16 protein-coding genes are annotated in these 23,243 nt (G+C 60.8%); 7 read left to right on the forward strand and 9 right to left on the reverse strand.

Features of this window, described 5'->3' with window-relative positions; translation table 11 throughout:
- Positions 1 to 164: 164 nt before the first annotated feature.
- Entirely contained in the window at positions 165 to 3,308 is a 3,144-nt protein-coding gene (locus M9827_RS17180; RefSeq protein WP_250606309.1) for a transglycosylase domain-containing protein, read from the reverse strand.
- A 526-nt stretch (positions 3,309 to 3,834) separates the two neighbouring features.
- Between M9827_RS17180 and M9827_RS17185 the strand changes: the two genes are divergently transcribed.
- On the forward strand, positions 3,835 to 5,256 hold the full coding sequence (locus M9827_RS17185; RefSeq protein WP_250606310.1) for an amino acid permease: 1,422 nt from the start codon (positions 3,835 to 3,837) through the stop codon (positions 5,254 to 5,256).
- Positions 5,257 to 5,346: 90 nt separating this feature from the next.
- Here the strand turns inward: M9827_RS17185 and M9827_RS17190 are convergent, their stop codons facing one another.
- On the reverse strand, positions 5,347 to 6,966 hold the full coding sequence (locus M9827_RS17190) for an FMN-binding glutamate synthase family protein (protein WP_250606311.1): 1,620 nt from the start codon (positions 6,964 to 6,966) through the stop codon (positions 5,347 to 5,349).
- Positions 6,967 to 7,137: 171 nt separating this feature from the next.
- A complete protein-coding gene (locus M9827_RS17195; protein WP_250606312.1) occupies positions 7,138 to 7,938 on the reverse strand; it encodes a helix-turn-helix transcriptional regulator in 801 nt (266 codons plus the stop codon).
- Positions 7,939 to 8,063: 125 nt separating this feature from the next.
- On the opposite strand from M9827_RS17195, the gene M9827_RS17200 reads away from it, so the two are divergent.
- The gene (locus M9827_RS17200) at positions 8,064 to 8,885 is read left to right on the forward strand and encodes a carbon-nitrogen hydrolase family protein (protein WP_250606313.1); all 822 of its coding nucleotides are present in this window, start codon (positions 8,064 to 8,066) and stop codon (positions 8,883 to 8,885) included.
- Between the two features lie 347 nt (positions 8,886 to 9,232).
- Complete coding sequence (locus M9827_RS17205) at positions 9,233 to 10,558, forward strand: APC family permease (protein WP_250606314.1); 1,326 nt, start codon at positions 9,233 to 9,235, stop codon at positions 10,556 to 10,558.
- A 7-nt stretch (positions 10,559 to 10,565) separates the two neighbouring features.
- Here the strand turns inward: M9827_RS17205 and M9827_RS17210 are convergent, their stop codons facing one another.
- Genes M9827_RS17210 through M9827_RS17230 form a run of 5 tightly spaced genes read right to left on the reverse strand, consistent with a single transcriptional unit; the run spans position 10,566 to position 18,900 of the window.
- A complete protein-coding gene (locus M9827_RS17210) occupies positions 10,566 to 11,969 on the reverse strand; it encodes an ATP-binding protein (protein ID WP_250606315.1) in 1,404 nt (467 codons plus the stop codon).
- Positions 11,966 to 13,780 carry a DAHL domain-containing sensor histidine kinase gene (locus tag M9827_RS17215; protein WP_250606316.1) on the reverse strand — a complete coding sequence of 605 codons (1,815 nt, stop codon included), beginning with the start codon at positions 13,778 to 13,780 and terminating at the stop codon, positions 11,966 to 11,968. Before M9827_RS17215 ends, M9827_RS17210 begins: the two co-directional genes overlap by 4 nt.
- Positions 13,777 to 14,730: a cytochrome-c peroxidase gene (locus tag M9827_RS17220; protein ID WP_250606317.1), complete on the reverse strand. Its 954-nt coding sequence runs from the start codon at positions 14,728 to 14,730 to the stop codon at positions 13,777 to 13,779. Before M9827_RS17220 ends, M9827_RS17215 begins: the two co-directional genes overlap by 4 nt.
- Before the next feature lie 40 nt (positions 14,731 to 14,770).
- Positions 14,771 to 16,645, reverse strand: coding sequence for a putative bifunctional diguanylate cyclase/phosphodiesterase (locus tag M9827_RS17225; RefSeq protein WP_250606318.1), 1,875 nt, complete (start codon positions 16,643 to 16,645; stop codon positions 14,771 to 14,773).
- Complete coding sequence (locus M9827_RS17230) at positions 16,642 to 18,900, reverse strand: GGDEF/EAL domain-containing response regulator (protein ID WP_250606319.1); 2,259 nt, start codon at positions 18,898 to 18,900, stop codon at positions 16,642 to 16,644. Before M9827_RS17230 ends, M9827_RS17225 begins: the two co-directional genes overlap by 4 nt.
- Before the next feature lie 251 nt (positions 18,901 to 19,151).
- Here M9827_RS17230 and nosR point away from each other — a divergent pair, with 251 nt between their 5' ends.
- The 4 genes from nosR (at position 19,152) to M9827_RS17250 (ending at position 22,177) form a co-directional block, all read left to right on the forward strand.
- Positions 19,152 to 20,513 (forward strand): response regulator c-di-GMP phosphodiesterase, NosR family, encoded by a 1,362-nt coding sequence (gene nosR / locus M9827_RS17235; protein WP_250606320.1) that lies wholly within the window; start codon positions 19,152 to 19,154, stop codon positions 20,511 to 20,513.
- Positions 20,514 to 20,580: 67 nt separating this feature from the next.
- Complete coding sequence (locus tag M9827_RS17240) at positions 20,581 to 21,015, forward strand: NUDIX hydrolase (protein WP_250606321.1); 435 nt, start codon at positions 20,581 to 20,583, stop codon at positions 21,013 to 21,015.
- Between the two features lie 23 nt (positions 21,016 to 21,038).
- Entirely contained in the window at positions 21,039 to 21,677 is a 639-nt protein-coding gene (locus tag M9827_RS17245) for a LysE family translocator (RefSeq protein ID WP_250606322.1), read from the forward strand.
- A gap of 2 nt (positions 21,678 to 21,679) precedes the next feature.
- A complete protein-coding gene (locus tag M9827_RS17250; protein WP_250606323.1) occupies positions 21,680 to 22,177 on the forward strand; it encodes a GNAT family N-acetyltransferase in 498 nt (165 codons plus the stop codon).
- A gap of 110 nt (positions 22,178 to 22,287) precedes the next feature.
- Here the strand turns inward: M9827_RS17250 and metR are convergent, their stop codons facing one another.
- On the reverse strand, positions 22,288 to 23,205 hold the full coding sequence (metR, locus tag M9827_RS17255; protein ID WP_250606324.1) for a transcriptional regulator MetR: 918 nt from the start codon (positions 23,203 to 23,205) through the stop codon (positions 22,288 to 22,290).
- Between the last annotated feature and the right edge of the window lie 38 nt (positions 23,206 to 23,243).

Raw genomic sequence — 23,243 nt, forward strand, 5'->3', positions numbered from 1 at the left:
GATCAGCCTACTCAGGACAGGGCAAAACAAAAGTTCAAAGATCGGGAGGCAAACCGTGTTGCGCAGCGCCAATTCGACGAAAATTCGAATCTGAAAAATATATAAATACCACCCGCCGAAGCGAAAATTCGTCACCCTGATGCAGAAAAAGCCGACACGATTTGTTACCTCGCTGTAGGGCGCGGCGCCTCGAGCATCGCCACGCTGGCGGTCTGTGTCGGCTTGCATTGCGAGTCACTGCCCGGTTGCAGATACGGCGTCAGAATCGGCGCCATGCCCTTGAGCACCTGCACTGGCAGGGCCGAGGTGAACTTGAAGTTCTCCGCCGAGCGCCCCGGAACGAACGCGGTGAGGGTGCCGAAATGGTGATCGCCGATGAAGAAAACGAACGTCGCCGTGCGGTTGATCGACTTCGAACTGAGGATGCGTCCGCCCGAACCGATGGCTTCGATGCGGTTGTCACCGGTCCCCGTTTTGCCACCCATGGCCAGTGGGCTGCCATCAGCCAGTTTGAAACTGCCGGAAACACGTTTTGCCGTACCGGCGTCGACCACTTGCGACAGCGCCTCGCGCATGGCCGTGGCGACCTCGGACGGCATCACCCGTTTGCCGACATGCGGGTCATTGACCAGTTGCGTTTCATAGGGCGTGCCGGCGGCGAAATGCAGGCTGTCGATGCGCAGCGTCGGCATGCGCACGCCGTCATTGAGAATGGTGCCGATCAACTCGGCCAGTGCGGCCGGGCGGTCACCGGAGCTGCCAATGGCGGTGGCCAGCGATGGCACCAGATGATCGAACGGGTAGCCGACTTTCTGCCAGCGCTGGTGAATCTCGAGGAACGCTTCGATCTCGAGCATGGTGCGAATACGACTGTCGCGGGCGCCCTTGTGCTTGCTCTTGAACAGCCAGCTGTAGACTTCCTGACGTTCGAAATGGCTGGCCTTGACGATCTCGCTGAAGGTCGCGTCCGGGTGATGCAACAGGTAACCCATCATCCACAAGTCCAGCGGATGCACCTTGGCGATGAAGCCTTGATCGGGCAAATCGAAACTGCCGGGGCCGTAGGCGTCGTAAAGGCGGATCAGGCGATCGTCGGTGAGTTTTTCGCTGAGCCTGGCGCCTTTGAGGTGTGAGCGCACGAAGGTGTTGAAGTCTTCCTGGCTGGCCTCGGGCAGCAGGTAGCGATGCACGGCGGCCATGCGGATCGGCGTCGGGCGCATGCTGTCGAGGAAGGTGTCGAGGCGCGCCTGAGTGTCTTTGTTTTTGTATTTTTTCCAGAACTTGAGCTGGAACGCCGTGCCTTCGCGGTCGGCGAAATTCGCCAGGTATTCCTGTCGGCGCGGGTCACGATCATCCTTGAGCAGTTCGGCACTGCTGTTGGGCCCCGAATAAGTGACGTAGCGCACCACGTCGCGCATCAGGCGAATGAACGGCAGGTTGATCGATTCGCGCAGGGCATCGCGCAGGGTCGGCAGGCGGCCGTTGTCTTCCTTGCGAAAGTTGTGGAACGTGTGCAGTCCGCCGCCGGTGAAAAACGCTTCGCCGGGGCTCGCCGAGTATTTGCGGTCAAGGGCTGCACCGAGCAGCGTCGACAGGTCGTGATCCTTGTTCTGGATCAGGTAATCGATGACCCACTGGCTCAAGCGGTCCTGATCGGGAACTTCGACTTTCTTCAGTTCCGGCACGCTCATGGCGCCGTACTTGTCGTGCAGTTCGGCGATGATTTGCAGGTAAGTGGTGAGCACGCGCATTTTCGCCGTGGAGCCGAGTTCGAGTTTGCTGCCTTCGTTGATGTCGAACGGCTGGTCGGTGCTGTCGGTCTGCACCCGTACGCGGGATCCGTCCGCGGTCAGTTCGAAGAGGGTGAAGCTGTAGCGCACTTGTGTGGTGCTGGTCGGGGTCAGCAAACGTTCACCGAGCAGGCCGATTTCGGCGGCATAGGCCGGGTCGGCGAGTTTTTTCAGGTAAGCGGTGGCCTGGGTTTGCAGGTCGCCCTGCAGGGTACTTGTAGCCGAGAGATCGAGGCGATCGAGGTCGTACAGCGGCCTGTTGAGCATGCTCGCCAGACGACTGCGGGCGACGCTGATGCCCTTGTTGGTTTCGATGGGTTGAAGGGTCGGCTGGGTCTGCCAGTCGCGGTAAGTGACCTTGCTGGCAAGCGCGGCATCGGCCAGGGCGCTGTCGATCACAGCGTTCTGCTTGAGCAGGCGCAAGTGGCTGTCGGTAAGGTTGGCGAGTTCGTCGCGGCCCTTGGTCAGGTAATGCGAAGGACGGCGCTGGGCGATCATCAGCGAGAGCATTTCACGCAGGACCAAGCCTTTGGCGGCCATGGTTTTTGCATCGGTGGCCGGGTTGTTCAGTTGTTCGTTGGCCTGGTTGAAGTCGCTGCCGTACCACACGCGCAAGCCTTCAGCCATGCCATGCACTTCGCCATGCCCCGGCACCGCCGAGAGCGGTACGCTGTTGAGGTAGTCACGCACGATGTTCTGCCGTGCCACCAGGGTTTGCGGGCCGGCCTGATAGGCGCGTACGCTGGCGGACATCATCTGCCGCAGCTTCTCGGCACCGGACACCGTCAGGCCATCCGGGGAATGCCGGTACTTTTCCAATTGCGTCGCCAGCGTACTGCCGCCCGCCGACTGGCCCGGCAGGTTCAGCAGCTTCGCCACTTGCGACCATGCGGCCATGCCGAAGCGCGGCCAGTCCACCGCCGGGTTGGCCAGCGGCTGTTTCGGGTCAAGCAGAAAACGGTTTTCGATGAATAACAGGCTGCTGACCACCACGGGCGGGATGGCGTCGAAACTTGAGTAGAGCTGTTGCGGATAGTTGTACTTGTACAGCGGCGCAGCCCGGCAATCGGTGATCGACAGCCCGGCCTGAATCTTCTCGGAATACGGCACGAACAGGCCTTTGTCGGTGTAGCTGAGCAGCGCCGGGGAAAACCGCGCCTGCTCGGTGATGACGTAATTGCGTTTGAGCAGGCGTGGCAGAAATTCATCCAGCGAGCTGTAACCCAGGCGCAGATCAAACGGCCCATTGCCCGGATAGCGAATGGCTTCGCTGGGACCGGGTTCGAGGGTGTACGTCAGCGACGCGGCGTACTGGCTGAGCTCGCGAGACTGGAAGCGCGAAGTGCGCATTTCCCTGGACGCAGCCAGCCCCACGACGATCGCGATTATCACCAGCAACAACCAGAAAGCCTTCCACCCATGCCGGTTGCGGCGGGGTTTTTCAGGGACAGGCGCTTCATCCACTCGTTCAGTCGGAACCACGGCTTTACTCGAATCGGTTTGCCACAAAGCGCCCATAGTCGATTGATCCATTCACGCAGATTGATCGGACTTGTCTGAAGCTTAGACGGTGGTTGCCGGTGGTGAAAAAAATGTGCGGGATGGGGGAGGGGAGTTGCTGAATTAATCTGGAAGGCGGGTGCCGGAGCGAAAATGAGCCTGGAGCAAACTTTGTGGCGAGGGAGATCTGAGCGGCCGCAATAGAGGCCGGTCAGCAGTGAAGGTAGCCAAGCGGACACATGACGATGCACCAATGCTGTGCAATACTCGGCGGCTTTTTCAGCGGCGAATAATCCTACGCTAAGCAGGTAAAGCATCTCCGCAAACCGCGCTTTAACCGAGAGTTGTCGCTGAATGTTGTGGTTTATAGAGTGAAAACGCCTGCCAAAGGCTTTTTATACTGCACGCCCCGCTGATCTTGCAGGTGGTCCTGCAAGACGCGTCTGCCCACAAGGCAGGCGCGGTTCCACAGTAGCCAAGGCTTACCGGCCGACGCTTCGATACTCGGTGGTCAAATCCAATAACAAGACGAGGTTGCACCCCTATGCCAGTTGGCAATCACCTGCCTCACGGCGACACCGCTCAGGGCGGTCCGCTCAAACGCGAACTCGGCGAACGGCATATTCGCCTGATGGCGCTCGGCGCCTGTATCGGCGTCGGTCTGTTTTTAGGTTCCGCCAAGGCCATCGAAATGGCTGGCCCGGCGATCATGCTGTCCTACATTCTGGGTGGCCTGGCGATCCTGGTGATCATGCGCGCCCTCGGTGAGATGGCCGTGCATAACCCGGTCGCCGGCTCGTTCAGCCGCTACGCGCAAGACTATCTCGGCCCATTGGCGGGCTTCCTCACGGGCTGGAACTACTGGTTTCTGTGGCTGGTGACCTGTGTTGCGGAAATCACCGCGGTGGCCGTTTACATGGGCATCTGGTTTCCCGATGTGCCGCGCTGGATCTGGGCGCTGGCCGCGTTGATCAGCATGGGCTCGGTCAACCTGATCGCGGTGAAGGCCTTCGGTGAATTCGAATTCTGGTTCGCCTTGATCAAGATTGTCACCATCATTGCCATGGTCATCGGCGGCGTCGGCATCATCGCCTTCGGGTTCGGCAATGACGGCGTGGCGCTGGGGATTTCCAATCTGTGGGCGCATGGCGGCTTCATGCCCAACGGCGTGACCGGCGTGCTGATGTCCCTGCAAATGGTCATGTTCGCCTACCTCGGCGTGGAGATGATCGGCCTGACCGCCGGTGAAGCGAAGAACCCGCAGAAGACCATTCCCGATGCGATCGGCTCGGTGTTCTGGCGCATTCTGCTGTTCTATGTCGGTGCGCTGTTCGTGATTCTGTCGATCTACCCGTGGAACGAAATCGGCACCCAAGGCAGCCCGTTCGTGATGACCTTCGAGCGTCTGGGCATCAAGACCGCCGCCGGCATCATCAACTTCGTGGTGATCACCGCCGCGCTGTCGTCGTGCAACGGTGGCATCTTCAGCACCGGGCGCATGCTCTACAGCCTGGCGCAGAACGGCCAGGCACCGGCCGGTTTTGCCAAGACCTCGAGCAACGGTGTGCCGCGTCGTGCATTGCTGTTGTCGATTGCTGCCTTGTTGCTGGGCGTGCTGCTCAACTATCTGGTGCCGGAAAAAGTCTTTGTCTGGGTGACCTCGATTGCCACCTTCGGCGCGATCTGGACTTGGGTAATGATCCTGCTGGCGCAACTGAAATTCCGCAAAGGCCTGAGCGCCAGCGAACGTGCCGGCCTCAAGTACAAGATGTGGCTGTACCCGGTCAGCTCGTACTTTGCGCTGGCGTTTCTGGTGCTGGTGGTCGGCCTGATGGCGTACTTCCCGGACACCCGCGTGGCGCTGTATGTGGGGCCGGCGTTCCTGGTGCTGCTGACGGTGTTGTTCTACGTGTTCAAGCTGCAACCGAGCAATGTGTCGCAAGGTGCGGTGCGTTCGGCTTCGTAAGTTGTAACGGTAAAAACAACAAAGCCCCGATCGAGAGATCGGGGCTTTTGCATTTTTGAGTAAGGCCAACTGGCCAGGCACTGAAAGGATTTACGCTGCCGCCACTTCCTGCGGCTCAAAACTGTCCGCCCGCGCCATCTGCCACATCCGCGAATAGAACTCGCCGTTCACTTCCCCGGTAAGCAATTCCCCCGGTTTCAGGAACACGTGCAACTGCGAGAACAACTTGATCTCGGTCGCCGACATGCGCCGCACCAGGTGCTTGGCCGACAGTTGCGACGGATGCTCAAGGCCGGCAGCGGCAAGCATTTCTGCCAGCGCCTTGAGGGTATTGCGGTGGAAGTTGAACACGCGCTGCGCCTTGTCCGGCACCACCAGCGCGCGTTGGCGCAGGGCGTCCTGGGTGGCGACGCCGGTCGGGCATTTGTTGGTGTGGCAGCTCTGCGATTGAATGCAGCCGATGGCAAACATGAAGCCGCGCGCGGAGTTGGCCCAGTCGGCGCCGATGGCCAGTACGCTGGCGATGTCGAAGGCGCTGACGATCTTGCCGCTGGCGCCGAGTTTGATCTTGTCGCGCAGGTTCAGGCCGACCAGGGTGTTGTGGACAAACAGCAGGCCTTCGCGCATCGGCACGCCGATGTGGTCGGTGAACTCGACCGGCGCGGCGCCGGTGCCACCTTCCTTGCCGTCGACGACGATGAAGTCCGGCAGGATGCCGGTTTCCAGCATGGCTTTGGCGATGCCCATGAACTCCCACGGGTGGCCGAGGCAGAACTTGAAGCCCACCGGTTTGCCGCCGGACAGTTCACGCAGTTGCTGGATGAACTGCATCAGTTCGATCGGCGTGGAGAACGCGCTGTGGCGTGACGGCGACACGCAATCTTCGCCCATCAGGATGCCGCGTGTTTCGGCAATTTCCTTGGTGACTTTGTGCTTGGGCAGGATGCCGCCGTGACCCGGTTTCGCACCTTGGCTCATCTTGATTTCGATCATCCGCACTTGCGGGTTCTGCGCCTGGGTGGCGAAGCGTTCCGGGTCGAAACGGCCGTCGCTGGTGCGGCAGCCGAAGTAGCCACTGCCCAGCTCCCAGGTCAGGTCGCCGCCGTGTTCGCGGTGATACGGGCTGATGCTGCCTTCACCGGTGTCGTGGGCGAAGTTGCCGAGTTTCGCGCCTTGATTCAACGCGCGAATGGCGTTGGCACTGAGCGAGCCGAAGCTCATCGCCGAGATGTTGAACACCGAGGCCGAGTACGGCTGGCTGCACTGCGGACCGCCGACGGTGACGCGGAAACTGCTTGGGTCGCTCAGCGGTGCCGGGCGCATCGAGTGACCGATGAATTCGAACCCGGATTGATAGACATCGATCAGCGTGCCGAACGGTTTGTCGGCGGTTTCGTTTTTCGCTCGCGAATAGACCAGCGAACGTTGCGCGCGGGAGAAGGGCAGGGCATCGCTGTCGGACTCCAGCAGGTACTGGCGTATTTCCGGGCGGATGCCTTCGACCAGGTAACGGATGTTGCCGAGGATCGGGTAATTGCGGCGCACCGCGTGCGGGCTTTGCAGCAGGTCGAACAGACCGAGCAGGCTCAGTACACCGGTGACGGCGGTGATTGGCCACAGCCAGTCGTGTTCGAGGAAGGGCAGGCTGGCGAGGGTGAACATCACGCAGACGGCAAAGAAGGCGTAGCGGCTCAGGAGTGACAGGCTCATACGGTTTCCTTGGTTCGGACTCAGAGATTTCGGCGAAAGGCTCAGGGATGTACAAAATCCCTGTGGGAGCGAGCCTGCTCGCGAAAGCGACCTGTCAGTAGAAAAATTATTGTCTGATCCGACGCATTCGCGAGCAGGCTCGCTCCCACAAAAAGCAACTTCACCAAACGATCAGGCGTTTTGCGCCTGAAGAAAAATCGAAAACAGCTCGGACTGGGATTTGATTCCCAGCTTGCTGTACATGTGTTTCTTATGGACTTTCACGGTTTCTACGGAGATTTCCAGCTTACGGGCGATTTCTTTACTGGAGCAACCGCTGAGCATCAAACGCCCGACATCCAGTTCCCGGGCGGTCAACTGCGCGCCCTTGAGTTGCTGCACTGACGCCTCCAGTTGCACCCGCCAGTCGGTCGGCGCGGGGGCGGTAGCGAGGGCCACGGTCTCGTTGATTTCATAAGGCAGGCGCTGGCGCAACAAACCCAGCACCCATGGCTGGATCAATGACAGCAAGGCGATATGTTCGCCAGTGAAACGTTTTTCACTGCCCAGTGACAGACACAACGTGCGCTCGCCTTCGAGCTGACAATTGAACTGGATTTCGTCGGCCACGACATTCAGACGAAAGTATCGCTGGTAATACTCGGTCAGTTCGAAATGCTCCGGCGCGACCTCCGACAGGCGATACAGACCGGTGCGGGTTTGCTCGCGGCAGGCGATGTAGAACGGGTCGAGCAGGTACAGGCCGCGCAAGTAGTCCTGAAACAACGGGTCAGGATTGCCGTCCTCGCCCGGACATTCGGCGAACACTTGCGGGTGTTGATCGGCGCTGAACAGCAGCGCCACCCAGCTATCGAACGGCACGTACTGGTCGAGCAACCGCACCAGTTGCGCCCAGAAATTCGGCTTGTCCAGCGCCTCGATCAGTTGCCCGACGGCGCGGTGCCAGGTGATGTCGTCAAACGCAAGTGTCATCGATCTACCCCTATCGGGTTACCCCGGCCGCGTAATTCCCTGGCCGGCTGCTTGCTGCGCATACTGGCCCACAGACAGCCACCGGGCAATCTTTCAGCGCCCGGCGCTCATCACAAGGAATTCCCATGAAAGTCGAACTCGCGCAATTGGCGGGCCGTGACAATGCCACGGCCTACAACCTCGAACGCGCACTGGCAGCGATTGCCGCGTGCGCGGCCGACACGCAATTGATCGTGTTTCCGGAAACCCACCTGATGGGCTTTCCGACGGCCGAGACTGTCGCGCAAACCGCCGAACCGCTGGACGGCCCGACTGTCAGCGCCGTGCTGGCCGCCGCGCGCGAACGCAACATTGCCGTGGTGATCGGCATGGCCGAAAACGACAACGGTCGCTTCTACAACACCACGCTGTTGATCACCCCTGAAGGCATCGCCCTGAAATATCGCAAGACGCATTTGTGGGCGTCGGATCGCGGTGTGTTCGAGGCAGGCGACCGCTACGCCACGTGCGAGTGGAACGGTGTGCGTGTCGGCCTGTTGATTTGCTACGACATCGAGTTTCCAGAGTCGGCCCGTGCCTTGGCACAACTGGGTGCCGAACTGTTGATCGTGACCAACGGCAACATGGACCCATACGCGCCGACGCACCGCACCGCCATCATGGCGCGGGCGCAGGAGAATCAGTCCTTTGCGTTGATGGTCAATCGCGTCGAGGCCGGGGATGACGGTCTGGTGTTTGCCGGTGGCAGTGCGCTGGTCGATCCGCTGGGGACGTTGCTGTTCGAAGCGGGGCGAGAGGAGGGGACGTTCAACGTCGAGCTGGATTTCGCTCAACTGGCGATTGCGCGCAAGGATTACCGCTATCTGGATGATCAGCGTTTGAAGTTGCCGGGGGAGGTGCTGGAGCACGGCGATGGTGTTCGTGAGTTGTTGATTCCACGCCGTTGACCGCTGCCCTCACCCTAGCCCTCTCCCGGAGGGAGAGGGAACTGACCGGGTTGATTGTTCGAGGTACGCCGACCTGAAATACCGAGTCGAACTCAGGATTTGAAGCTGCGAATTCGAATTGGACGCAAGGTTTGAAACTGCGAATTCGAGTCGAACGCAGGGTTTGAAACCCATGGAGATCCGCTCCCTTCCCCCTCTACCCCCTGGGGGAGAGGGCTGGGGTGAGGGGGAAAAGATTTCAAGCCGAACAAAAAACTCAAACAACACCAGAACAACAAAGCCACACCCGAAACATTCGCCGAATCCGGCTCTGCCATAAATCCAATAACATTCGGAGTAAGTCGCCCATGGCTCGTTTGCAACGCACCCTTTCATTAGGGTCGGTGGTGCTGTTCGGCATCGCCTACATGACGCCGATCATTGTTCTCGGCACCTTCGGCATCCTCGCCCAGTCCACCGCGGGCATGGTGCCCGCCGCATACCTGGCGGCGCTGGTGGCGATGTTCTTCACCGCCATGAGTTACGGGCGCATGGCCGCCGCGTTCCCCGTCGCCGGTTCCGCCTATAGCTACGTGCGCAAGGCAATCAGCCCGAAACTCGGCTTTATCGCCGGTTGGGCGGTGTTGCTCGATTACCTGTTTCTGCCGATGGCGATCTGGCTGATCGGCGCGGCTTATCTGGCCTCGGCATTCCCGGCGATCCCGCAATGGATCTGGGTGCTGGCGTTTATCGGCATCACCAGCGCGATCAACATCATTGGTCTGAAACTGGCCAACGGTATCAACGCCTTGTTGATGTTGGTGCAGTTTCTGGTGCTGATCGCCTTCGTCGCGCTGTGCGTGCACTACATCGGTGGCGATGCGAGCAGGCCGTTGTGGTCGATCAAGCCGTTCTTCAACGGCGACATGCAGATGCCGTTGATCATGAGCGGCGCGGCGATTGCCTGCTACTCGTTCCTCGGCTTCGATGCGGTCAGCACGCTGACCGAGGAAACCCGCGATCCACGCCGTACCATTCCGCGAGCGATCATGCTGATCACCCTGATCGGCGGACTGATCTTCGTCGGCGTTTCATACTTTGTGCAAATCGCCCACCCGTCGTTCCAGTTCGACAGCGTCGACTCCGCCGCCTATGAAATCGCCCGCAATATCGGCGGCGATCTGTTCGTCTCGATCTTCCTCATCGGTCTGATTGTCGGCCAGTTCGCCTCGGGGCTGTCGGCTCAGGCCAGCGGCTCGCGTCTGCTGTTCGCCATGGGCCGCGACGGCGTGTTGCCGAAGTCGTTCTTCGGCACCTTGCACACGCGCTTCGGCACACCGGTCAACAGCATCCTGCTGTGCGCCGTGGTGGCGTTGCTGGCGCTGAAACTCGACGTGACCACCTCGACTTCGTTCATCAACTTCGGCGCATTCCTGGCCTTCAGCCTGGTCAACCTGTCGGTGATCTTTCATTACTGGATCGGCGGCGAGAAAAAAGGCCCGCGAGAGCTGCTGCTGTTTCTGGTTTTCCCGTTTATCGGGCTGGTGGCGGACTTGTGGCTGATGGTCAGCCTCGATCACCTGGCGGTGTATCTGGGCTTGAGCTGGCTGGCGATCGGCGTGGTGTACCTGGCGCTACTCACCGGGGGTTTCCGCCGCCAGCCGCCGGAAATGGACTTTCAGGAAACCACCTGAAGCGCCTTCAGGCAGCGGGCCGGTTCTGGCGCATCGGCAACTCGACGCGAAAGGTCGTGCCCACCCCCGGCTCGCTGCGTACCGAAATGTCGCCACCGTGCTTTTTCACAATGCCGTAGGACAGGGACAGGCCAAGCCCGGTGCCCTGGCCGACCGGTTTGGTGGTGAAAAACGGATCGAAGATCTTCTGCAGGATGTCCGGCGCAATCCCCGCGCCGGTGTCGGCGACTTCCACCCACGCCGTGTCTTGTAGCTGCCCGGTGCGCAAAGTGATGGTGCCGCGTTCGGGGCCCATGGCCTGCGCCGCATTGACCACCAGGTTCATGATCACCTGATTGATTTGCGACGGCAGGCACTCGATGTCCGGCAGGGGCTGGTACTCCTTGATCAGGTCGGCCTTGTACTTGAGTTCACTGGCGACGATGTTCAGCGTCGACTCGATGCCTTGTTGCAGATTGGCCCACTGCCATTGCTGCTGGGTATCGACCCGGGAGAAATCCTTCAGGTCCTTGACGATCTGGCCGACGCGGCCAATGCCTTCCTTGGATTCGCGGATCAGCACCGGGATGTCTTCGAGCAGAAACGCCAGATCGGCGTCTTTGCGCAATTGCTCCAGCCGCGCCACGGATTGCGGATCTGGCGTTGGCCCAAGCGTCTGCCAGGCATCGAGTACGCTGAGCAATTGTTTGAAGTAGCCGTCGAGGGTGCCGAGGTTGGAGGAGATGAAGCCGATCGGGTTATTGATTTCATGGGCCACGCCCGCCGCCATTTGCCCCAGTGAGGCGAGTTTTTCCGACTGCACCAACTGACTTTCCAGTTGCTTGCGCTCATCGATTTCCCGCTGCAGTGCTTCGCTGGCCTGCTTGAACTGGGCGGTGCGTTGATCGACCAGATGTTCCAGGTGGTGCATTTGCAATGACGCGCGTTCGGTCATCTGCCATTTGGTCAGCAGGGTGTTGGCCATCTGCTGCACTTCGATGTTGTCGAACGGTTTCTTCAGAATCAGCAAGCGGTCATGCGCCTGCAGACGCTCCAGCAGTTCATCCCAGGAATAATCCGAGTAGGCGGTGCAGACCACCACTTGCAACTGCGGGTCCTGTTGCCACAGATGCTCGATGGTTTTCGCGCCATCCCAGCCGTCGGGCATGCGCATGTCGACGAAGGCCAGCGCGTAGGGGCGTTGTTCCGCCAAGGCCTGGATCAGCTTGCCCAGACCCTCCTCGCCGCCGTAGGCGGAGTCCAGCTCGAACGGCGGACGTTCGACGCGCACCTGAGCGCCAAACAGAGCGGCTTCCATCTCGTCCAGTTCCACGGACTGCGCTGCCGGCGGCGCAAGAATCTTGCGAAAGTCTTCATGGATCGACGGCATGTCGTCGATCAGCAGAATGCGGCGGTTCGACAGCTCGCTCATGCGTTCTCCGTGACGCTGATCAGGGGGATCTGCAAGGTGAACAACGCACCCAGGCCGGGGCCGTCGCTGTGCGCAGTCAGGTGGCCGTTCATCTCGATGGCGGCCAGGGCGCAGCTGTGCAGGCCGAAGCCGTGACCTTCCTTGCGGGTGGTGAAACCGTGGGCAAAGATGCGCGTCATGTTTTCCGGCGCGATGCCTTCGCCGTCATCCTTGACGCTGATTTCAAGGAAGTTGTCATCGACAATCCTGACCGTCAGGGTCATGGTGCGGGGGCGGTTGCTGAGGTCGGACATGGCGTATTTGGCGTTGCTGATGAGGTTGATCAGGATCAGCAGCAAACGGTGTTTGTCGCCCATCACCTGCGGCACGTCGGCGTACTCCCGGACCACCGTGACGTGGTGCCGGGTCAGGGCGCCGGCGTTCATGCGCAACGCGTCTTCGAGCAATTCGTTGATGAACAGCGGTTCGGTCATGCTGTTGGCGCCGGCATAGGATTGCTGGGTGGCGACGATGTCCTTGATGTGGTCGACGCTTTTGTTCATCTGGTTCAACTCATCGAGCATTTCCTGCTGTTCCTGGGTAATGGCGACCACCAGTTGGTTGAGGTAACCGGGGAGCAATTTGCCTTTGGCGTCTTCGCTGAGGAACGTACCGAGGTCATCCGGGTGTTCGTTGATCAGTTGCATGGCCTTGCCCAGGCCTTGGGCCTTGCTGTTGCGCAGTTTGCGGGTAATCAGATCGCTGGAGATGTTCACGCTGTTGAGCACGTTGCCGACGTTGTGCAGCACATTGGTGGCGATCTCCGCCATGCCGGCCTGACGTGCCGCGTCGAGCAGCTCGCTCTGGGCGTTGCGCAGTTCCCGGGTGCGTTCTTCGACCCGCTGTTCCAGTGCATCGTTGGCTGTTTGCAGAGCGTTATTGACCCGATTGATCTCGGCGAAGCTGCCGATCAAGCGGATGGCCAGCCACACCAGCGACAACATCAACAGCACCGAAAACAACAGCAGGTAGAAGTGGTATTGGCGGTCGACCTGATCGGCGCGCTGCTGGTCGTGATCGAGCATGGTGGTGATGTTGTCGAGGCTGTCGGCCACGGGAATGCCTTCGATGCTTTCGAGCAACTGGTTGACCCGTGGCTGCTCGCGAGCAATCAGTGAGATATGGCTGCTCAGGATTTTGATCGGGGTCTGAAACGCGAGCGGCAGGCGTTGTGCGTTGACCTTCAGCTTGTTCAGGCCGACCTCGATGTCGGCGGCCCGGTCGTCAGAGGTGACCTGGGCGAATTCGAGGGCGCTGAGCAACAAGTCGTAGGTGTCGGTGATGATGTTTTGCAATTGCAATTTATCGAAGTCCGACAGGCTGGACAGTTGCTGCTGGATGTCGTCTTCAGCGGTGGGCAAAAAAGCCAGGGAATTACGCAACAGCGCGTTGTGCGATTTGAACTGTTCGACCAGACGGGTCTTTTCCTGCATCGCCTGCAGGAAGCTTTCGTGAGCGGCGTTCCATTGCGCCGAGTCGTTGCGCCCATGCCCTGACTCGATCATGTCGAAGCGCGCCCAGAGCCGGTTCATCTCGTCCATCGGTGACACCAGCGGATCGTAGTTGTGAGTCAGCGCCACCCGGGCCTTGAGGATCTCGTTTTCCCACAGTGAGTTCTGCTGTTTGATCTGCCGGATCAGATCCCGGGATTCGGTGTACGTCATGGTCTGGTCAGAGCTGGATTTCAAGTACAGAAACAGCAGGATCGAGGCCAGCGCCAGGGCGACCAGGGTCAGCAATAACAGGCTGCGTCGCCGCGAAATGTTGATCATGGCTGGTCCTCCCGTTGGCCGGTCAGGGTCGCGAGAAACAGCATGATCAGCCGCTTGTCCTCTTCACTCGGCATGCGCCCCAACTGGTACTGGAACATCACATCCACCGCCCGCTCGAGGGTGGGTGCCGAGCCGTCGTGAAAGTACGGCGCGGTGATCGCGACATTGCGCAGGCTCGGCACCTTGAACACTGCGCGGTCCGCTTCATCGCCGGTCACGTTGAAGCGGCCCTGATCGGCCAGGGTCGGGTTGCCGCGATCGGCGATGTAATCGCCGAACACGCCGAATTTCTGGAACATGTTGCCGCCGATGTTCACCCCCTGATGGCAGGCAATGCAGCCGTGCTCCTTGAAGCGCTGGTAACCGTACTTTTCATCCAGGGTAAGGATGTCGGTATTGCCCTGCAGGTATTGATCGAAGCGCGAATCGGGCGTCAGCAGGGTGCGTTCAAAACTGGCCAGCGCCTGCTGGACATTGGCCTGGGTCACGCCGTCCGGGTAGCTGGCGGCGAAATCGCGACGGTAGTCGGGGTCGTTGCCGATGCGTTCGATCACGGTGCGCCAGTCGCTGCCCATTTCATGGGGGCTGGTGACGACGACGTTGCTTTGCTCCTCGAGCGTTTTAACGCGGCCATCCCAGAACTGGCGGAAGTTGAGGGCTGCGTTGAACACGGTCGGTGTGTTGACGGCGACCGGTTTGCCATCGAAACCCAGTGACAAGGCGCGGCTGTCGGCGCCGTTCTTGTCCAGTTGGTGGCAGCTGGCGCAGGACAGCGTGTTGTTGATCGATAGCCGTGGCTCGTGGAACAAGCGTCGACCGAGTTCCACGCGCCGGGCATCCTGCTGCGGTATCGCGGGCAACGGTTTGAGTGGCTCGTTCAGCGGCTCGGCACTGGCCCCGGCACAGAGTCCGCACAGCAGCAACGCTATGGCGTGGTGGAAAAGCTTCATCAGCAATTGTCTCCCTGACTCCAGGCCGGTTGCACAGTGATTATTCAATCGTCCACGGCGCGGGATCCGTGCCGGCGAGCAACCGCGCAAACGTGTCTGCTGGCATGGCTTGGCTGAAAAAGTAGCCCTGGCCCTCTTCGCAATGATGAGCCTTGAGAAAGGCCAGTTGCTCGGCGGTTTCGATGCCTTCGGCGATGACATCCAGCTCCAGGCTTTTGCCCAGGTTGATGATCGCGCTGACCAGCGCGGCATCGTTGCGGTCGTTGCACAGGTTGCGAATGAACGACTGGTCGATCTTCAGCACATCGATGGGAAACCGCCGCAGGTAGCTCAGGCTGGAATAGCCGGTGCCGAAATCATCAATAGCCAGACGTGTGCCCAGCGTTTTCAGGCGATTGAGCGCAGTCATCGTCGCCTCGACGTTTTGCATCAGCACGCCTTCGGTGATTTCCAGTTCCAGCCACTCGGGCGCCAGACCTGTCTGTTCCAGTACGCGTTCGATGCCGGCGACGAAGTCACGCTGGCGAAAATCGATGGGTGAAGTATTGACCGACATGCGGATCGGCGGCAGTCCGGCCAGTTGCCAGGCGCGGGTCTGGCGACAGGCCTCCGCCAGCACCCATTTGCTCAGCGGTACGATCAGGCCGCTGTCCTCGGCCACCGGGATGAAGTCCGACGGATAGACCCAGCCATGCCCCGGTTTCTGCCAGCGCAGCAGTGCTTCGGCACCCACCACTTTGGCACTGCGCAAGTCGATTTTCGGCTGGTAGTGCAGGACGAATTCATGTTCCTGCAGGGCGCGGCGAATACCCGACTCGATGCTGTGCTGTTCCCGGGCGTGCTGGTTCATGGCTTCGATAAAAAAGCCGATGTTGTCGGGGCCCTGATCCTTGACGTTGCGCATCGCAGTCTCGGCCTTCTTGATCAGCTCGGTGGCTTCAAGGCCGTCTTCGGGGTAGACGCTGATGCCGACGCTGGCGGTGACGCTGACATCGTGCCCGGCAATCGCCTGCGGCAGGCGAATGGCAGCGAGAAGTTTTTCCGCGATGCCGTGGGTTTGCTGAGGGTGGTTGATGTCGCCGAGGATCACCACGAACTCGTCGGAACCGTAGCGAAACACCGAGTCGGAATCACGCACGCAGGACAACAGTTGCCGGGCGACCCGTTTGAGCATCTCGTCACCCGCCGGATGGCCCAGCGCATTGTTGATGCGCTTGAAGCGGTCCAGGCCGAGAAACATCACCACCAATTGTTTGTCATGCCGTCGGCACACCGCCATGGCCTGACTCAGGCGATCACCGAGCAGCGTGCTGTTGGGCAGCTCCGTGAGGCTGTCGTATTGCAGCAGGTGCGAAACCTTGAGCAGTTCGTGCACCCGCGCCTCGATGGTTCGCTCAAGGCTGAGCATCTTCAGCGCCGCGTCCTGCGCCAGTTGCCATTTCCACGTCAGGGCGTTGGCCATCTGGCGGATTTCCAGACTGTCGAACGGCTTTTTCAGGATCAGTAACTGATCGCCGAACTCCAGTCGTTCGGCCATCGCTTCCCAGCTGTAGTCGCTGTAGGCGGTGCACAAGGCGATTTGCAGGTTCGGGTCGACCCGCCATAGTTGCTCGATGGTTTCCAGGCCATCCCAGCCGGGCGGCATGCGCATGTCGATAAAGGCGAGGGCGTAGGGGGTGCCACTGGCCAGTGCGCGGTTGACCAGCGCCAGCGCTTCCTGGCCCTGATAGGCGGAGTCGAGCTGAAAGCTCAGGTGCGGCGTCTGCTGAGTGCCGAACAACGTTTGCTCCAGTTGCTGCAAATCGGCGGCGTCTGGAACCTGTGGGGCAAGGATCTTGCGAAAGTCATCGTGGATCGCCGGCGTGTCGTCGATGATCAGGATGCGCCGGTTGGTCTGGGGAAAAGGCGTTTTCATGCCTCGTCCTCCTTCGGCGCCAGACGGGCACTGTCCTTGAGCAAATGCCCGGCCTGTTCGGCGCTGACCGCTGCGCTGAAATACATGCCCCGGGTGCTGGGCAGCGGGGTTGCAGCGGGGGGCGTGCAAGGTTGATCCGGCGACGGCTGGCCTTCAGCAATGATGCCGATGTCCAGATCCCGGGCGAAGTTGACGATCGCGCGCAGGGCGTTGGCACTGGCGACATCGTGGGCGGCGCTGTCGACGAAACTCTGCGCCAGTTTGAGGTGATTGACCCGGTAGGTTTTCAGGTAGTCGAACGAGGAGTATTCGGTGCCGAAATCATCGATGGCGATGCTCACGCCCAGTTCACGCAGGCGTGGCAGCGCGTCGTTGTGCGTCCACTTGGTCTGGGCCAGCGTGGCCTCGGTGACATCGAAGCGCAGATCCCATGGGGCGAGTTCCCAGCGCGCGGTGGTGCGCAGCACGTTGTAGATCAGCTCGGGGCCGCTCTTGAGTTGGGCCAGCGAGAGTTTGATCGCCATCACCGGTGGCGCGACGCCGTCGTTACGCCACAGATGCATCTGGTGACAGGCGTGATCCAGCACCCAGCGCCCGAGTGGAATGATTGCGCCGGTTTTCTCCGCGATCGGCACGAAGTCGGCGGCCGGCAGCAGACCACGCCGGGGATGCTGCCAGAGGACTTGTGCCTCCATGCCGAGAATCCTGCCGCTGTGCAGATCGACTTCCGGCGCATAGCGCAGCATCAGCTCATTGCCCTCCAGGGCCGTCATCAATTCGCCGACGAGGGTCATGCGTTCGGCCACTTCCCGGGAGATGTCCTCGGAATGGAAGTGGTACTGGTTGCGCCCCATTTCCTTGGCGCGGTACAGCGCCATGTCGGCCTGTCCGAGCAGCGTGTCGGCATCGAGGCTGAGTTTGCTGTAACTGCTGATGCCGATGCTGACTGAAATGTGCAGGGCATTGCCGGCCAGGTGGTAGGGCGCCAGCAGCGTGTCGCGGATATTGGCGGCCATCGCGGCGGACTGGGTCGGATCACTGACGTCCAGTTGCAGGATCGCGAATTCGTCGCCGCCCAGGCGCGCCACTACGTCGCTTTCGCGGACACCGCACTTGATGCGCCGGGCGACTTCCTGCAGCAGCAGATCGCCCACCGGGTGGCCCAGGGTGTCATTGATCCGCTTGAAGTGGTCGAGGTCCAGGTAGAACACTGCGAACGGCATGGCGCCGCGTCGCGCGGCGGCGAATGCCTGATGCAGACGTTCGATCAACGTGGCGCGATTGGCCAGCCCCGTCAGGCCATCGGAGCGCGCCAGCAAGGCCAGTTTGTCCTCGGCCAGGCGGCGTTCGGTGATGTCGAGGATGATGCCTTCGACTTCCAGCAGGCGACCTTCCTGATCGCGCACCGGGATGTAGCGGTTCTCCACCCAGCGCCAGGTGCCCTGGCCGGTGCGCATGCGGAACTCGATGGACGCGCCCGACGCATGCCGATCCAGCACCCGGGCCATGGCGGCATCGACGTTCGCCTGATCGTCCGGATGAATCAATGCCTGTGCCCAGTCGGGCGACCCCACCAGGTCGGCGGCGACGTGGCCGTAACGGGTGATGTTGTGGGAGATGTACATCAGCGCAAACGAGGGTTCGCCGCGCAAACGGTAAAGAATGGTCGGGCTGTTCTGCACGATCACATTGGCGTCCGACAGCTCGCGGGTGCGTTCCTGCACCGCTTGTTCCAGCAGGCTCATCTTCAGTTCGGCGTCTTCGGTCATCTGCCATTTGACCGTGAGGGCGCTGGCCATCTGGCGGATCTCGATCGCGTCGAATGGCTTTTTCAGGATCAGCAACCGATCGTTCAGCGCCAGACGCCGGTCGATGTCTTCCCAGGAATAATCGGAATAGGCCGTGCACAAGGCAACTTGCAACTTGGGGTCGGCTTGCCACAGCCGTTCGATGGTCTCCACACCATCCCAGCCCGGTGGCATGCGCATGTCGATGAACGCCATGGCGTAGGGGCGGTTTTCCCTCAGCGCGGCCTCAAGCTTTTCCAGGGCTTCGCGGCCCTGAAAGGCCGAATCCAGTTCGAAATGTTGGGATTGCTGTGCGGATGGTGTGCCGAACAACAGGCTCTCGGTTGCGCCCAGCCCCTCGTCGCCGGGGATGACCGGGCTGAGAATCTTGGCGAAATCGCCATGGATCGCCGGGCTGTCGTCAACGATCAGCACCCGACGGTTGATGTGCACGGTTGCTGCTGTCATGCCGCGCCGCCCGTGGGCAGGCCTGCTGTGATCATCCGGGGCATCCCTTTCCCTCGCCATTTGCCTGCTTGTATCAGCCGATGGAGTCTTGCGCTGTCTTCAGCATAGTCGGCTCCTCGGTACTACGCTTTCGGCCCCGGACAAAGATCGGCGTGAATGCCGGCCAAAATCATCTAGCCTTGGACTCAGGCGCGGACCGGTGAAGTGTTGGTCGGTGCGTCGTAATTTCCCTGTTTGCTTGAGGCCATGCCATGGAAGAGCTATCCGCGCCGATGCCGGCGCATCGACCCACAGTACTGCTGGTCGATGACGAGGAGTCGATCCTCAACAGCCTGCGTCGCCTGTTACGCGGCCAACCTTACGATGTGCTGTTGGCCACCAGCGGCGCCCAGGCGCTGGAGATCCTCGCGCAGCAGCCGGTCAACCTGGTGATGAGCGATGCGCGCATGCCGGGCATGGATGGAGCTTCGTTACTGGCGCATGTCCGTGAGCGTTATCCGGCGACTGCGCGGATCATGCTCACCGGCTACGCCGATCCGGCGGCGATCATCAAAGCCATCAATGACGGGCAGATTCACCGTTACATCAGCAAGCCGTGGAATGACGAGGAGCTGCTGCTGATTCTGCGCCAGTCCCTCGAACACCAGCATTCCGAGCAGGAGCGCCAGCGCCTGGAGCGCTTGAACCAGGTGCAGAACGACCAGTTGAAACTGCTCAACAGCACCCTGGAAAAGCATGTCGCGGCGCGCACCGCCGAACTGCAGCAGACCGCCGACATGCTCGATCTGGCCTACGAAGAGCTCAAGCACAGCTACGTCACCGGCACTGAAGTGTTCTCGCTGCTGGCCAATCTGCGCCTGCCCCCTGCCAAGCAGACCAATCGGCAGATCATTGAACTGGTGCGCAGCTACTGCAAACAGCACGGGCTGGACGAGGCCACCAGCCGCGACCTGACCATGGCTGCGGCGCTGTACAACGTCGGTAAGCTGAGTTGGACCGACGCGATGATGACCACGCCCTCGGATCTGCTGCGCCATACCGAACGCGAGCGCTATCGCAGTTATCCGAAGCAGAGCGAATCGTTGCTCATGACCCTCGACCCGATGAAGGATGCGGCGCGTCTGATCCTGCATCATCAGGAGCGTTGGGACGGCAGCGGCTTTCCCGACCGGCTCAAGGGCGAGGGCATTCCGTTCGGTTCACGCCTGCTGAAACTGGCGGTGGATTTCGTCGAGTTGCAGCGCGGTCTGATCCTTGAGCGGCAGATGAACAGCGACGAAGCGCTGCTGTACCTGCGCCAGTACGCCGGGCGCTTGTACGATCCCGATCTGGTCGAAGATTTCATTCAGGTGTGCGCGGCATTCCTCAGCGATGTGACGCTGGCCGATCCGTCGGTCAAGGTGCTGTCCACCCGGGATCTGGCGGCGGGAATGATCCTGGCGCGCAATCTGAACGCCGATAACGGCATGCTGCTGCTCAACGCCGGCAAGGTGCTCAGCGCGCTGTTGGTGGAAAAGCTGATTGCGTTCGAAGCCATGGAGGGCGGCAAATACACGATTTTCGTCAAGGTGCCGGAGGAGGTTGAAGCCGCGCTCAAGGCCCAGGGGGAATGATTTACGGGATGACCTCAGCGGGGCGCGCATGGGATCCTTGCGGTTTTTCCAGGCCGGTGGCTGACCCATGACCTCTGCATCCGTTGTCTCTGCAAACCTCATTCATATAGCCGCCGCGCTGTTGCTCAACCCCGAAGGCCAGACCCTGCTGGTGCGCAAGCGTGGCACCACGGCGTTCATGCAACCGGGCGGCAAGATCGAGGCGCATGAGTTGCCGGTGCACGCGCTGGCCCGGGAGCTGGAAGAAGAGCTGGGGCTGCGGATCGATCCTGCGCAGGCCAGCTTTCTCGGCCAGTTCTCGGCGCCTGCGGCCAACGAGCCGGGGTTTGTCGTCCAGGCCGAGATCTTTCAACTGACGATCGCGGCCGACGTCACTCCGGCGGCGGAAATCGAGGAAGTGATCTGGGTCGATCCGGCCACTGATCCTGCTGTCGTACTGGCGCCATTGACACGCGACCTGATCCTGCCGTTTTATCGCAATTCGCTGACGGCCATCGTCTGATCATCCACGCAAAGGACTTTGCCATGATCCCGCTGCAAGACCTGCTGATTTTTGCTGCTGCCGCGCTGTTGATGGTGCTGACACCGGGGCCGAACATGATCTACCTGATCTCGCGTTCGATCTGTCAGGGGCGCAAGGCCGGAGTCACCTCGTTGCTCGGCGTGGTCAGTGGATTCTTTGTGCACATGTTCGCGGCGGCGGCAGGTTTGACCGCGGTGTTTCTGGCGGTGCCGATGGCGTATGAAGTACTGAAGTGGGCCGGTGCGCTGTACCTGCTGTGGCTGGCCTGGCAAGCAGTGAAACCGGGCGCGCGCTCACCGTTCGAGGCGCAGCAGTTGCCCCCGGACTCGTCGCGAAAGCTGATCACCATGGGCTTTCTCACCAGCGCGCTGAATCCGAAAATCGCCGTGTTCTACCTCTCGGTCTTTCCGCAATTCATCACCCCTGAACACGGCTCGGTGTTCACCCAAAGCATCATTCTCGGCCTGACCCAGATCAGCGTCAGCTTCTGCGTCAATCTGTTGATCGCGCTGTTCGCGGCGGGCATCGCTGCGTGGTTTGTGCGTAACCCGACGTGGCTGGCGCTGCAGCGTTATTTCATGGGCTTCGTCCTCGGCGGCCTCGCTGTGCGGCTGATGCTTGAACAACGCAGGACGGCGTGAGCATGTGGATCGAACGGCTGGATGCCAGTCATGCCCTGGCTTACCGCGAACTGATGCTTGAAGCCTATGACCGTCATCCGCAGGCCTTCACCTCAAGCGTGCGCGAACGCGCGGTGATGCCGTTGAGCTGGTGGGAAGGGCGCCTGACCAGCAAGCTCGATGTGGTGCTTGGCGCGTTTGAAACCGGCACGTTGGCCGGCATCGTCGGCCTGGCCTTCGAACCGCGCGAGAAGGCTCGTCACAAGGCCACGTTGTTCGGCATGTACGTCTCGGCAGATTTTCGTCAGCACGGCCTGGGCCATGAACTGGTGCAGGCAGCCATCGCCGAAGCGCGAAACCACCCGGCGCTGAAACTGCTGCAACTCACCGTTACCGCCGGCAATGACGCCGCGTTCAATCTCTACCAACGCTGCGGCTTCATCCAGTTCGGCCTCGAACCGCTGGCGGTGCGGGTGGGCGAAGACTATTTCGACAAGATCCACATGTGGCGACAGCTCTGATATTGCGCTGATCCCTGTGGGAGCGAGCCTGCTCGCGAAGGCAATCTGACAGTCACTATTTTCGTGTCTGATACATCGCTTTCGCGAGCAGGCTCGCTCCCACAAGTGACTCAGCGAACCGCGCTGACGCCGTCCAGGGTCGAGAACGAGGTGTCTTTCGCCGTCAGCAGAAAATCGCGCATGTACGGGGCATCGAGCATGTCGGTGCGAATCGCCGCGTACAAAGTCGCGAACAAACCTTTTTCCCCCAATCGTTTGCCCTTCACATAACCGCGCGAGCTATATTCGTGCAGCGCCCAGTGCGGCATGCCACAGACGCCTCGGCCGCTGGCGACCAGTTGCATCATCATCACCGTCAGCTCCGAGGTGCGCACTTGTGCCGGCTCGATGTCGGCCGGTTCCAGAAAGCGCGTGAAGATGTCGAGGCGGTCGCGTTCCACCGGGTAGGTGATCAGCGTTTCCGTCAGCAAGTCTTCGGGGACGATGTACGGTTTACCCGCGAGAGCATGCTGATTGGCCACGGCGAGCATGGCTTCGTAGGTGAACAGCGGAACATAGGTGATGCCGGCGATTTCCAGTGGATCAGACGTCACCACCAGATCCAGATCACCACGTGCCAGTGCCGGCAGCGGTGCAAAAGCGAAGCCTGAGGCGAGGTCGAGTTCGACTTCCGGCCAGGCATCGCGGAACTGGTCGATGGTCGGCATCAGCCACTGGAAGCAGCTGTGGCATTCGATGGCCATGTGCAAACGCCCGGCGGTGCCACCGGCCAGACGACCGATATCCCGTTCGGCGGCGCGCAACAGCGGCAGGGTTGCGTCGGCCAGTTGCAGCAGGCGCAAACCGGCACTGGTGAAACGCACCGGCTTGGTCTTGCGCACGAACAGGGCCATGCCCAAGCGTTCCTCAAGCTCCTTGAACTGGTGGGACAATGCCGACTGCGTCAGGTGCAGACGGTCGGCGGCATCGACCAGGCTGTCGGCTTCACGCAAGGCGTGCAGGGTTTTCAGGTGACGGATTTCAAGCACCGAAGGCTCCATGAGGAAAACTTGTGATAAACGCAAAG

This window comes from Pseudomonas sp. AKS31 (assembly GCF_023634765.1).
In the GTDB taxonomy this organism is placed as follows: domain Bacteria; phylum Pseudomonadota; class Gammaproteobacteria; order Pseudomonadales; family Pseudomonadaceae; genus Aquipseudomonas.